Origin of the sequence: Marinobacter bryozoorum (genome assembly GCF_023156245.1) — a bacterium.
Classification (GTDB): Bacteria; Pseudomonadota; Gammaproteobacteria; order Pseudomonadales; family Oleiphilaceae; genus Marinobacter; species Marinobacter bryozoorum.
The window spans coordinates 18,689-30,767 of the sequence record NZ_JAKZAH010000023.1 but is presented as its reverse complement, the minus strand read 5'-3'; the positions used below and the strand labels follow the sequence as shown (position 1 = coordinate 30,767).

Sequence of the window (12,079 nt, the reverse complement as noted above, 5' to 3'; positions counted from 1 at the left end):
TGATGACCACCACCATCAAACTCGATATCCCGGCCCTGCTGCAGGCCTACCGCAACGGTGATCTGACCCCCGCCGTCGTCGTTTCCCATGTGCTGGAACGTGCCGCCGGATATAGCGACCGCAACATCTGGATCCACCTGGCCAGCCTGGAAGAACTGGAACCCTACCTGGAGCGACTGAGCCAGTCGGAACCCGGTGACCTTCCGCTGTATGGCATCCCCTTTGCGGTCAAGGACAATATCGATGTGGCGGGCATGCCAACCACCGCCGCCTGTGAAGCCTTTCGCTACCACCCGGAGTGCCATGCCTTTGTTGTGGAGGCCCTGGTCAATGCCGGCGCCATACCCATCGGCAAGACCAACCTGGACCAGTTTGCCACCGGCCTGGTGGGCACCCGCTCACCGGAACCCTGGGGGGCCTGCCGCAACAGTTTCGATCCGGACTATATCTCAGGGGGTTCATCCTCCGGTTCTGCCGTGGCCACGGCCCTGGGCCTGGTGAGCTTTGCCCTGGGCACCGACACCGCCGGTTCCGGCCGGGTGCCGGCGGCCTTCAACAACCTGGTCGGTCTCAAGCCGACCCTGGGCCGGCTCAGTGTTCGTGGCGTCGTACCCGCCTGCCAGAGCCTGGACTGTGTATCGATCTTTGCGCGCTCGGCAGAGCAGGCACAGACCCTGCTCTCCATAGCGTCTGCCAGCGACTCCGCTGATCCGTGGCAACGTCCGCAACCCACTGGCTGCAGGCCAATAGCAGGGGAATTCCTTTTCGGGGTTCCCTTCGAGCACCAGCTGGACTTCGATGGTGATAACGGCGCCCGGGCCCTGTTTGCCCGTTCCGTTGCACAACTTGAACGTCTGGGTGGTAAATCGGTCGAGGTGGACTTCCAGCCCTTCCTGGACGCCGCAAAACTGCTCTACGAAGGACCCTGGGTCGCGGAACGGTACCTGGCCACCAGCCCGCTGATCCAGGACCAGCCAGACGCACTGCTGCCGGTGACCCGGAACATTATCAGCCAGGGGACCCAGGGAAGTGCCAGGGACGCGTTCGCCGCCCGCTACCGGCTTCAGTCACTGAAAAAGCAGGCAGACCGGGTATGGGAACAGGTGGACGTGATGGTCACACCCAGCACCCCCACTATCTATACCCGGGCACAAGTAGACGCTGACCCGGTCAGCCTGAACAGCCGCCTGGGTACCTACACCAACTTCATGAACCTGCTGGACTACAGTGCCGTCGCGGTGCCGTCAGGCTTCCTTGATAACGGCCTGCCCCTGGGCTGCACCCTGTTTGCGCCGGCCTTTCAGGATGAGGTCCTGCTGGCCCTGACCAGTCGCTTGCATCCACTCGCCACCGATACCGTCGGAGCGCTGACTGACCTGCTCGACAGTGCGGCCCTTGAGGCTACCGAAGGCACCATCGATGTGCTGGTCTGCGGCGCGCATCTGTCCGGCCTGCCTCTGAACCACCAGCTTACCGAACGGAATGCGGTGCTCGTGGAAACTACCGAAACCGCAAGCGCCTATCGCATGTATCGGCTCGCCGGCGGCCCGCCACTGCGTCCGGGCCTGATCCGGGACGACAATACCGGCACCGCAATACCCGTGGAGATCTGGCGGGTACCGGCAGACCGGTTCGGCAGCTTTGTGGCGGGAATCCCGGCTCCGTTGGGTATCGGCAAGGTGGAGCTGGCGGATGGACGCTGGGTACCCGGTTTCATCTGCGAGCCCGTAGGGCTGGATGGGGCCGAGGAAATCACCCACCTGGGGGGCTGGCGGGGATTCCTGGCGTCACGCTGATCCGCTGTTCAGCCAGCCAAAGGTGAGCATGGCGGTGATCAGGTAACGACCGCCCTTGGCCAGGGTCACAATGGCCACAAACCGCCAGAACGGCTCCCGCATGATACCGGCGATCAGCGTCAGCGGATCGCCGATAAAGGGCGCCCAGCTCATCAGCAGCGACCAGTGCCCCCAGCGGTGGTAGTGCACCTGGGCCTTTTCCAGGCTGGCAGGCTTGAAGGGAAACCATTTCCGGTAACGGAACCGCTCGATATACAGCCCCAGATACCAGTTCACCACCGAACCCAGCACGTTGCCGACGGTGGCCACCAGCAGCAGGCCGGCGATGGAGTAGGTATCTGCCACCAGCAGCCCTACCAGCAGCGCTTCCGACTGGAACGGGAAGAAGGTGGCAGCGGCAAATGCCGCAATGAAAAGGCTGAGATAGGCCATGAAGCTTCCGGGACTCCGGACGATGCAGCGGGTAAAGGTCTGCCACTTTAATCCGGGATGCAGAGGAATGCGAGGAGCGTCCATGCTCCCGCTGCGGAGTTACTCCGCTGAGGCAATCAGGCTGGCGTTACCACCGGCGGCGGTGGTGTCGATGCACAGGTGCCGCTCGATCACATAGCGCTGATCCAGGGTGTGCTCGGTGATCAGCGGCAACAGCGCCCCATCACGCTTGGCCAGGGCCTGGCGATACTGCCTGGGCAGATCCGTCTCGGCGCAGGTGGCCACGCCGTGGAAACCATCGACAGTGGCCAGGGCCTCAGGTACCAGCAGACCGTCACGACCGGCTACGGGCAGGCCCGCCTCCGCCGCCTTCTTCACAGTGTCCTCGACCCCCGGCGCGATCACCACCACGCGGTTGCCCTGGGACAGGGCCGTGGCCGCCTGCTCCAGCGCACTCTCCCGGTCCGGGCCCAGGCACAGCACCAGGCCGCGGGGATGGTTGGACAGGCAGTTCAGTTCACCGGTGGGACCTGGCAACTCCTCCGGCTCGGCATCCAGTGGGGCCGGTGCCTCACCGAATATCGGCGTCAGCGCGGCCATGCGCTCAGCGGGGGCTTTCAGCGCCGGTTTGTCCGCCTCTTTTATCAAGTCGGTGAGGGCGCTGGCATCAACGGTACCGGCCTCCGGCGCCGGGCATCGCCGGACGTCCCCCTGCAGGAAGCGACGTACGTATTGCGGCCCACCCGCCTTGGGGCCAGTACCGGATAGCCCTTCGCCACCAAACGGCTGGGAGCCGACAATGGCACCGATCTGGTTGCGGTTCACGTAGGTGTTGCCCACGTGGATGCGCCTGGAAATCTGGTCCACCCGATGGTCCACACGGCTATGGATACCGAAGGTCAGGCCGTAGCCCTTGGCATTGACGGCATCGACGACCTTGTCGATATCCTTCGCCTCGAAGGTCGCCACATGCAGCACCGGGCCGAAGATCTCCTCCTCCATCTCCTCGATGCCGCTGACCTTGAGTACCACCGGTGACACGAACCGACCCTTGTCCGGCACCGGAACCTTTTTCAGCAAACGGCCCTGTTGCTCGAAGTGGTCACAGTGCTCCTGGATCTTTTTCTGGGCATCTTCGTCGATCACAGGCCCCACATCGGTGGACAGCTGCCAGGGGTCGCCGATGCCCAGTTCGTCCATGGCACCATAGAGCATCTCCAGCAGGTGGTCAGCAATATCCTTCTGCACGTAGAGCATACGCAGGGCGGAACAGCGCTGACCGGCACTCTGGAAGGACGAGGCAAGCACGTCCCTGACCACCTGCTCGGGCAGTGCCGTGGAATCCACAATCATGGCATTGAGGCCACCGGTTTCCGCCACCAGCGGCGCTTCCGGCGCCATGGTCTCCGTCATCGACTGGTTGATACGCTGGGCCGTGGCGGTGGAGCCGGTAAAGCACACACCGGCAATGCGTGGATCGGCCGTCAGGGCGGCACCTACCGTGCTGCCAGTGCCCGGCAGCAACTGGATTGCTCCCCTGGGAATACCTGCCTCATGCATCAACTCTACGGCACGGACGGCCAATAATGAGGTCTGCTCCGCCGGCTTGGCCACCACGGTGTTGCCCGCCGCCAGGTTGGCCAGGATCTGCCCGGTGAAAATCGCCAGCGGGAAGTTCCAGGGTGAGATACAGCACATGACGCCCCGGGGGTCACCGCTGCCTTCATAGCGTTCCGCCTCGTTGGCGTAGTACTGGGCGAAGTCCACCGCCTCGCGGATCTCGGCGACTGCATCGAGCAACGACTTGCCGGCCTCACGGGTAGTGAGGGCGAACAGTTCGTGGGCGTTCTCTTCATAGAGATCACCCACCCGGCGCACGCAGGCGGCGCGGTCGGCCGCCGATTGTGCCGACCAGTCCCCGAATGCCTGCTGCGCGGCATCAATGGCGACATCGATGTCCTGCTCCGATGCCCAGGTAATCTGGCCCACCAGGTCATCGGGATCCGCAGGGTTACGCACCTCCTGGGTATCGCCGCCGGCCGGGTCAGTCACAGTGACCGGGCCACCCTGCCACTGGAAATCCCGGTATCGGTCGCGGCCGCGGTTAATCTCACCAACAGTGACCGGATCGGTGATATCCCAGCCCTTGGAGTTGCGGCGCTGCTCGCCGAATATCTTCGCCGGCTTGACGATGGCCTTGCTGGACAGGTTCTCCCCCAGGGACTCCACGGTCTCGATGGGGTCACGGGCAATCTCCTCCGGGGTAATACTGGTGTCCACAATCTGGTTGACGAAGGAGCTGTTGGCACCGTTCTCGAGCAACCGCCGCACCAGGTAGGCCAGCAGGTCGCTGTGCTTACCCACCGGCGCATAGATGCGACAGGGCACGCCACTGCTCTTCATGACTTCGTTGTGCAGGGACTCCCCCATGCCATGCAGGCGCTGGAACTCGTAGTTGTCCAGGCCAGCGGTACGGGCCATCTCCAGGATGGCGGACACCGAATGGGCATTGTGAGTGGCAAACTGGGGATAGATGCGATCCGCCATGTTCACCAGTTTATGGGCGCAGGCGAGGAAGGCGACATCACTGCAGGCCTTGCGGGTGAACACCGGGAAGTCGGTCAGGCCCATCACCTGGGCGCGCTTGATCTCCGCATCCCAGTAGGCGCCCTTGACCAGGCGCACCATGATGCGACGGTCCAGCTTCTCCGCCAGCGCGTAGAGCCAGTCCAGGGTTTTCGACGCACGCTTGCCGAAGGCCTGCACAACCACCCCAAAGCCTTCCCAGTCAGCCAGTTCCGGGTCGGACAGGATCGCCTCGATCACATCCAGCGACAGGTCAAGCCGGTCCTGTTCCTCGGCATCGATGTTGAAGCCCATGTTGGCAGCGGCGGCATTCTTCGCCAGTTTCAGGGCCCGGGGCATCAGTTCGTTCATGACCCGGTCACGCTGGCCATACTCATAGCGCGCCAGCAGTGCGGACAACTTGACCGAAATACCCGGGTTCTTGCGCACATCGCCATCGCAGAACTGAGCGATATAGTCGATGGCGTTCTCGTAGGCATCATAGTAACGCAGGGCATCGGCGTCGGTTCTCGCCGCCTCCCCCAGCATGTCGTAGGAATAGGTGTAGCCCTTGGCCACGTACTCCTTGCCTTCCTTGTGAGCCTCTTCGATGTCCCGGCCCAGTACGAACTGGCGTCCCATCTCCTTCATCGCCTGGCCGGCGACGGTACGAACCACCGGCTCGCCCATACGCTTGACCATCTTCCGCAGGGTGTCCCCCACGCTCTGGCGCTCGGAATCCTTCAGCAGGTTACTGGTCATCAGCAACGCCACGGTGGTGGAGTTGATAAACGAGGACGACGCCTTGCCCACATGGGCACCCCAGTTGCCGGAGGTGATCTTGTCCTCAATCAGGGCGTGGATGGTCATGTTGTCCGGCACCCGCAGCAGGGCCTCTGCCAGGCACATCAGGGCCACCCCTTCCTTGGTGGTCAGGCCATACTCCGCCAGGAATTTTTCCATAATGGTGGAGCGCGCGCTGGAACGGACATCCCGCACCAGGTCAGCGGCCCGGTCGGAGATGGCACGACGCTCCTCCGCTGTCAGGCCGGCCTCCGCAATCAATTCATGGATCACCTTGTATTCATCGGCGAGATAGTAGTTGCGGACAGCCTGGCGGCTTTCGGCCAGTGTCGGTTTCTCTGACTGCTGCGGTTTCATAGCGGTAACCTCATCGTCATGTGTCTCTCTTGCAGGCATTCTACCGACAGGAGGGTAGGCCGTTTTCCTGTATTAATTTTATACAGTAGTAAAATTGCCCATTTTTAGGCGATCTTAATTACAATGATCGCCATGATTTGCATGATTTCAGGGAAAACGGCCTGAACAGCCCGTTATCCGGGAAGCGGATCCAACGATGCCTGCTGTCGAACCTGTATAGATGTCAGTCTAGAACGCTAAGGGGAGGTACGCAGGTAATCGACGACCGGTTTTATACCGCCAGGAACCAGAGCCTATGACCGAGCCAGACCGTATCGACCGTTCCATCATGCGGGAACTGCAGAAAAACGCCCGTATTACCATCACCGAGCTGGCCTCCCGGGTGGGGCTGTCCAAGACCCCCTGCCAGGTACGCATGCGCCGGCTGGAGGAGCAGGGCTATATCACCGGCTACACCGCCCTGCTCAACCAGACCCGTATGGGCATGAGCCATATCGCCTTTGCCCAGGTGACCCTCAACGACACCAGCAGCAAGGCCCTGGCGGCCTTTAACGAGGCGGTGCGGGGCATTGCTGCCGTCGAGCAGTGCCACATGATCGCCGGCAACTTCGATTACCTGCTGAAGGTCCGCACCCGCAACATGGCCGAATACCGGCAGGTGTTGGGGGAGCAGATCTCGGCCCTGCCCCACGTGCTGCAGACCAGTACGTTCGTGGTCATGGAAAGTGTGCGGGACGGGGCCCTCTGACCGGTCCGAGCCATGGTTCTCGAGGGCGGGCAGGTAACTACAGCTCCATTAAAAGGTTCCTGCCCCCAAGCAGGAGTACCCAGCTTCTCAGCGGCACACGAAATGGCGATAAAGGCACACTAGCCAAAGTCCCTGATCTGACTGACCAGCTCGGACGCCTTCCCCGGGTCCAGCTGAACAGACGCCAGCTGGGTACCAGCACCACCGGCGCTTACCGGTTCCGGGGTTCGGGATTTGCTCCCTGCAACCGGCAGCTCAACCTCCTGCCCCCTGCGGCGCAACACTTTCATCACGGTCGGGACCGCGGCGTTTTCGGCCACCCATAACAACAACGCAAACACCGGTCCCCCCAGTAACGTCCCGGCGCCGACAAAACCGAGGCTCATGGCAGTGCGACCCAGTCGGGCGGTCCTTGACCGGGTTTCCACCTCTCCACAACTGCGAAGAAGCCTGCGGGAATAGTCATCCGCAATATCTTCCAGTTGCTTGCGGTCGATTTCACCATTGAGATAAGCCTCATAACTGTCGACGAAACCCGCCCGTTTCTCGCCCAGCTCGGTATCCGGCCGCACCAGCTGTTCCCAGAAATCCCTGGCGTCCACCGGAACCCGCCTGGGCAGCTTCAGCGTTGGCGCATCAAACGTTACGGTGTCCATAACGGAATCGACCTGCAACAGGTCGGCGAAAGCCGGGCTGTATCGGGTTTCGACCGCCATGGTGGATGAGTCCAGGGAACTGCCTGCCTGGGCCGGGTCCCTGACCGCAGAAAGGCATACGCCGAAATTGTAGTGGTAAACCTGGTTCGCCAGGCCCATCAGTTCGTCCACCAGGGACTTTGCTTGCGGCTCCTGTCCGGCCAGTTCGAGCACCAGGTTTTCCCACCGTGTTCTCGCTGCGGCATGGGATTGCTCTGATTGCTCCAGGTAGGTATCCAGTACCCGGCGCCAGAGGTCATCACTGACATGGTTCAGCCCCAGACCCTGCACCGTGTGCCCCTGTAATCGCTGCATCATCAGGGTGAAGCCATGGCTGATATCCTTTTTCGGCCAGGGCAGGAAATTCTGATATTGCTGCAATACCGGCTCCCAACGCTTGAGCATGGGGCCAAGGTCGCTCCATTCGGCAGATTTGCGCAGACCTTCAAAGGACTCCACACCCTGGGAAGCCATGGCTTCCGGCAACTCGGCCAGGGACTCGTTACGCTGCAAAATGCGGACAAAATTCTGTTCGATCAGGAGCTTGAGGGGTGATTTCGAGGGATTCAACAGGGCCTCGCGGGCCGCAGGCAGGTTGAGAAGATAGCCATCGTTGAGCACAATCCGCTCACCCATGACCGCCTTGCGCAGGAGCATGTTGTTCAGGTATTTCAGGTCAATGTCGATATCCCACTTGTAGCGGAACACCGAGTCATCAACCGTTCCCAGGTAGGTGTAACTCTTCCTGCTTGATGGCCCTGCTGTTTTCGTCATCGTTCTCTCGGCGGTTTCTTCATGTACGCCAATCATATGCATCAGGGGTAAGCATTTCGACTAATCGCAGGAAGCAACGGGGAAAAAATCTAACCGCCTGGGCCACGGCCATGCCTGATCACACCAACGCAAATCAGCAACTGGGCAATATAGTAGGTGGCCATAATGGCGACACCCGATCCGGCGAAGGGCGAGACGAACTTGTCGATGGCAATCAGGGTATCGCTGACCATGAAGATCAGCGCACCCAGGGCCACCCAGAGAAATTGACTGTCATCCCGGAAACCGGCGGAGATCGCCATCAGGCTGATGGCAATCATATAAACCAAAGTTACCAGCTGCAGGTCACCAGTCTGTGGAATGATAAACAGGGTGCAGGCCAGGGCGTAGGCAAGGATCACGGCCGCCCAGGGCAATCGACCCACCCGCCAGCGAAACTGTGTGAGAAATAACGCTGTGTAAGTCAGTTGAGCCAGCAGGAAGGCGCCCAGCCCGGGAATAAACAGGCCGTCCAGGCTGAGCAGAATGTCCCCGGTTCCCGAGAGCACCAGCGCGGCAATCAGGAAGTTACGGGTTCTCCCCGCGCCCTTTGCCACCACCAACTGAAGGAGCAGTGCAATAGGGATGACCTTGAAAAACCACCCCACGCCGTGGGGGAAAACGTCCCGAAGGGAGATATAAAGCATGGCAAAGAGGGCAAAGGCAAGCGATGGCACCAGGCGGGTTGCGGTAACACGAGATGGTTTCATTGGCTCTGCTTCCAACACATCTTCACCTCACTCAGTATCGAACCTCATTCACTTTATGTACCCGGTCCGAATGACCAAATACATCGATGACCTGCTGCCGGGTAAGCGGCAAGGCGTACCAATGCTGACCATCCGGCGTGCCAACTACTGGCTCCTCCCTTTCCCCGGCGCAATGGGAACAGATCCCGACCGACAACAGACGTCCCTCCCTGAACACGATGTGGAATCCGCCCCCCGTATAGGCATCGTTCTCTCTGGATTTTTGCTTCCATGAGTCAGGCCACTGTGGAGGCGATACAAAGGGTGGCAGGTAACGGGCAACCTGTTGCGGTCGCAGAGCACCAATGGAAACCGGTGGACTGTCCGGTGACAGTCTCAGCAGAGCCTCCAAAGGCCTTGAATCCCCTGCTTTCCCCAGATCTATCCCTACCACGCAATAAAGAGGTTCGCCGGAGCCATCAATTTGTTCACCATGGGCCACCAACGGTCCTTTCTCGAAACGTGAGACGTTGGCGCAGCCGGTTAACAGGGTTGCGAGCAGCAGACTGACCAGGATCAAGCGCATGGATATCTCCCCAAACGCAATGATCGATAGTTCAAAGCTCTACGCCATAATGGTGGAGAACAATGATCATTAACCAGTAACAGGTTGTGGTAATGCCAATCGATACCGCGAGGCTGAGGTAGAAGTTGACACCTTGCTTAAGGAGTAACGGCAGAGCGACAAATAATGCCAAAGATGGGATGACCAGCCAGAATACGCTGCTGGCAAGTTCGCTGGCCCTGTCGATATCCCCGGTGTCGATGTATAACCAAAGCAATGCCAGAACAGAGGTCAAAGGCACGGATGCAAGAACCGCCCCGATAAATGAACTGCGTTTTGATATCTCCGAGATCAGCACAACCAGAACCGCAGTTACCAAGACTTTTGTTATGTAGTAGGCCAATTATTCTACCTCTCACCAGCAAATGCATGGAGCCGGGCGCACGGTTCGCGGGTCACACGAACCTCTGGTCGGACTCTGGTCCATCCCTGATAGCATAGCCGTCAGACACCCAACCTGAATGCAATATACCAGCCTGTGTGTGTCAATCCCGCTCCTCAGACCTTGATCCGCTGCAGTGCATGACCAAGGTTGAAAAAGTAGTTCTGAAAGGCGCAGTTGATCTCCTCCCGCTGCTCACCCCGCGGGTACAGCCCCATCCTGGCTTCGTCGGTTTCCCGGGTACCCTTGACCAGGAATTCGTTCTTGCAGTCGGCGTCCTGCACAAATGCCTCGAAGGCCCGGGCACAGAGTTCTTCGGGCTTGCTGAAGTAGAGGACACCGGCGGCCTTGTCGGCTTTCGCGGACTGGCGAAACAGATCGCTGGTCCCGGTGCCGGCCGGGTTTAGCAGAATGGCCTTGTAACAGGCCTGCAGGCGCTGGTTGAGGGGATGTGACACCGGATCGTCCCGGGTCAGCCATAGGGTGGAGCCGAAAGCGCCCTTGCTGCCTTGTTCAAACAGCTTGTCGGCAATGTAGTGATCAAAGGCGTGGAACCATTCGTGGGCGATGCTGCCAGGTCCGGCGTTCTTGGCCAGGGCGAAGCTGCGGGTAGCCGGGGTGTAGTAGGCGGATACGCCGGGCTGGCCGCCGATGCCGTATTGCAGGGCCAGGGTACCCCGGAGGGAGATGAGGGTTTCGGTTCCACCCAGGATGGTCATCAGATCGCACAGGGCGTCGTAGAACAGGGCGGCGCTACGCTGTTTTTCCGGCTCGGTGACCCAGCGGCCGATCTCGATGGTGCGGAACTGAAATCGGCGCCGGACATCCAGGAAGGTCACCGGGGCACCGCGGCGGTGGTCCGGCCCGCGGCGGTAGAAGGATCTGGGCATGGGGTCTCACACTTCAGGTTCAGCGACAGTGTACCTGCCAATGACAGTTCCTCTGAAGCCCTCCCGGCTCGATCTCCTGACCTACCACTCCAGCTGGGCTCCGGTCTGATACTCAATTACACGGGTCTCGAAGAAGTTCTTCTCCTTGCGCAGGGTGGCCTGTTCGTCCAGCCAGGGGGAGACGTTTTTCGCGCCGGGGAAGGGCTCTTCCAGGCCCACGGTCCTCGCCCGGCGATTGGCGACGAACCGGAACTGCTCGCTGTGGTACTCCGCCGAATAGCCCAGGATGGGATCCCGCAGTATATAGCCGGCATAGGCCTTTTCTGCCGCTTCCGACTCGTCCCACATGTCCCGCACCGCCTTGGGGTCGAGGGTGATGTTTTCCTCCTCCAGAATCTGGTTGACCACTTTCAGGCCGAAGGAAAAGTGCATGGCCTCATCCCGCAGGATGTACTGCAGCTGTTCGCCGGTGCCCCGCATCAGGCCCCGGCGCTGCAGGGCGAAGATGGGGCTGAAGCCGTTGTAGAACCAGGCACCCTCGAACACGGCCGCGAAGAACAGGTAGGACATGATGAATTCCTGCAGGTCGTCCCGGTTGCGCAGGTTGAGGTCGGAGCGCATGGCGGCATCCAGGCGGCGGTTGGCCATCTGGATCTTGCCGTTGATTTCCGGCACCACCCGGTAGCGGTTGTAGATTTCACTCTGGTCCAGGTTGAGGGTTTCGATGCAGTGCTGGTAAGCCCAGGTGTGCATGGCTTCTTCGTAGACCTGGCGGGCCTGGTAGATCTGCAGCTCCGGCGCGCTCATCTTTTCCATGACGGCCAGGCCGATGTTGCGCATGGCGAGGATATCGGAAGTGGTGAGGTAGGCCAGCACGTTCTCGTAGACGTGCTTTTCCGGGGCCGTGAGGCGATGGTGGTAGTCGTGGACGTCCTGGGCCATGTTGACGTCCAGGGGGGTCCAGTGGTTCTTGTTGGCGTTCATGAAGTACTCCCAGGCCCAGGGGTACTTGAACGGGGCCAGTTGGTTGATGTCGGTTTCGCCATTGATAACGCGTTTGTCATCGACATTCACCGGGGCCGGGCCCTCGGTTCTGGCGGTATTCGATTGGGGTCTTGGTTCGTCGTCCCAGTTGAGCATGGGGTTTCTCCTCTTAAAGCCTTTGTTGGCCACGGAATCCACGGAAGGACACGGAAGAAAAAGATGAAAAGATTTTCTTTGGCCACTAAACCCACGAAAAAATGACTACCGAACAGAAGCCTTTGGTTTTTTAACTTTCGTGT

Annotated in this window: 10 protein-coding genes; 2 read left to right on the top strand and 8 right to left on the bottom strand. The window is 60.4% G+C overall.

What is annotated here, in order from left to right:
* Positions 1–2 precede the first annotated feature (2 nt).
* Entirely contained in the window at positions 3–1,796 is a 1,794-nt protein-coding gene (gene atzF, locus MLC59_RS12960) for an allophanate hydrolase (RefSeq protein WP_248234740.1), read from the top strand.
* Here atzF and MLC59_RS12955 read toward each other — a convergent pair.
* Together MLC59_RS12955 and putA are read right to left on the bottom strand one after the other, a co-directional pair.
* Positions 1,788–2,228: a YqaA family protein gene (locus tag MLC59_RS12955; protein ID WP_248234739.1), complete on the bottom strand. Its 441-nt coding sequence runs from the start codon at positions 2,226–2,228 to the stop codon at positions 1,788–1,790. The genes atzF and MLC59_RS12955 overlap by 9 nt on opposite strands.
* A gap of 99 nt (positions 2,229–2,327) precedes the next feature.
* A complete protein-coding gene (gene putA / locus MLC59_RS12950; RefSeq protein WP_248234737.1) occupies positions 2,328–5,954 on the bottom strand; it encodes a bifunctional proline dehydrogenase/L-glutamate gamma-semialdehyde dehydrogenase PutA in 3,627 nt (1,208 codons plus the stop codon).
* Positions 5,955–6,249: 295 nt separating this feature from the next.
* Here putA and MLC59_RS12945 point away from each other — a divergent pair, with 295 nt between their 5' ends.
* Positions 6,250–6,702, top strand: a complete 453-nt coding sequence (locus MLC59_RS12945; protein ID WP_248234735.1) for an Lrp/AsnC ligand binding domain-containing protein — start codon at positions 6,250–6,252, stop codon at positions 6,700–6,702.
* Between the two features lie 119 nt (positions 6,703–6,821).
* Here the strand turns inward: MLC59_RS12945 and MLC59_RS12940 are convergent, their stop codons facing one another.
* From MLC59_RS12940 to MLC59_RS12915, 6 genes are all read right to left on the bottom strand, one after another.
* Positions 6,822–8,171 (bottom strand): hypothetical protein, encoded by a 1,350-nt coding sequence (locus MLC59_RS12940; protein ID WP_248234731.1) that lies wholly within the window; start codon positions 8,169–8,171, stop codon positions 6,822–6,824.
* A gap of 89 nt (positions 8,172–8,260) precedes the next feature.
* Complete coding sequence (locus tag MLC59_RS12935) at positions 8,261–8,920, bottom strand: lysoplasmalogenase (protein ID WP_248234729.1); 660 nt, start codon at positions 8,918–8,920, stop codon at positions 8,261–8,263.
* Between the two features lie 31 nt (positions 8,921–8,951).
* On the bottom strand, positions 8,952–9,485 hold the full coding sequence (locus MLC59_RS12930) for a hypothetical protein (RefSeq protein WP_248234728.1): 534 nt from the start codon (positions 9,483–9,485) through the stop codon (positions 8,952–8,954).
* A gap of 31 nt (positions 9,486–9,516) precedes the next feature.
* Positions 9,517–9,867 carry a DUF3147 family protein gene (locus MLC59_RS12925; protein ID WP_248234726.1) on the bottom strand — a complete coding sequence of 117 codons (351 nt, stop codon included), beginning with the start codon at positions 9,865–9,867 and terminating at the stop codon, positions 9,517–9,519.
* Between the two features lie 155 nt (positions 9,868–10,022).
* A complete protein-coding gene (locus tag MLC59_RS12920; RefSeq protein WP_248234725.1) occupies positions 10,023–10,796 on the bottom strand; it encodes a CLCA_X family protein in 774 nt (257 codons plus the stop codon).
* Between the two features lie 81 nt (positions 10,797–10,877).
* Entirely contained in the window at positions 10,878–11,936 is a 1,059-nt protein-coding gene (locus MLC59_RS12915) for a ribonucleotide-diphosphate reductase subunit beta (protein WP_248234723.1), read from the bottom strand.
* Positions 11,937–12,079: the final 143 nt, after the last annotated feature.

Bases quoted from the DNA above. Each gene is read 5' to 3' on its own strand.
- MLC59_RS12940 (WP_248234731.1), bottom strand. From the start codon at position 8,171: ATGACGAAAACAGCAGGGCCATCAAGCAGGAAGAGTTACACCTACCTG.
- MLC59_RS12935 (WP_248234729.1), bottom strand. From the start codon at position 8,920: ATGAAACCATCTCGTGTTACCGCAACCCGCCTGGTGCCATCGCTTGCC.
- MLC59_RS12945 (WP_248234735.1), top strand. From the start codon at position 6,250: ATGACCGAGCCAGACCGTATCGACCGTTCCATCATGCGGGAACTGCAG.
- MLC59_RS12955 (WP_248234739.1), bottom strand. From the start codon at position 2,228: ATGGCCTATCTCAGCCTTTTCATTGCGGCATTTGCCGCTGCCACCTTC.
- putA (WP_248234737.1), bottom strand. From the start codon at position 5,954: ATGAAACCGCAGCAGTCAGAGAAACCGACACTGGCCGAAAGCCGCCAG.
- atzF (WP_248234740.1), top strand. From the start codon at position 3: ATGACCACCACCATCAAACTCGATATCCCGGCCCTGCTGCAGGCCTAC.
- MLC59_RS12915 (WP_248234723.1), bottom strand. From the start codon at position 11,936: ATGCTCAACTGGGACGACGAACCAAGACCCCAATCGAATACCGCCAGA.
- MLC59_RS12920 (WP_248234725.1), bottom strand. From the start codon at position 10,796: ATGCCCAGATCCTTCTACCGCCGCGGGCCGGACCACCGCCGCGGTGCC.
- MLC59_RS12930 (WP_248234728.1), bottom strand. From the start codon at position 9,485: ATGCGCTTGATCCTGGTCAGTCTGCTGCTCGCAACCCTGTTAACCGGC.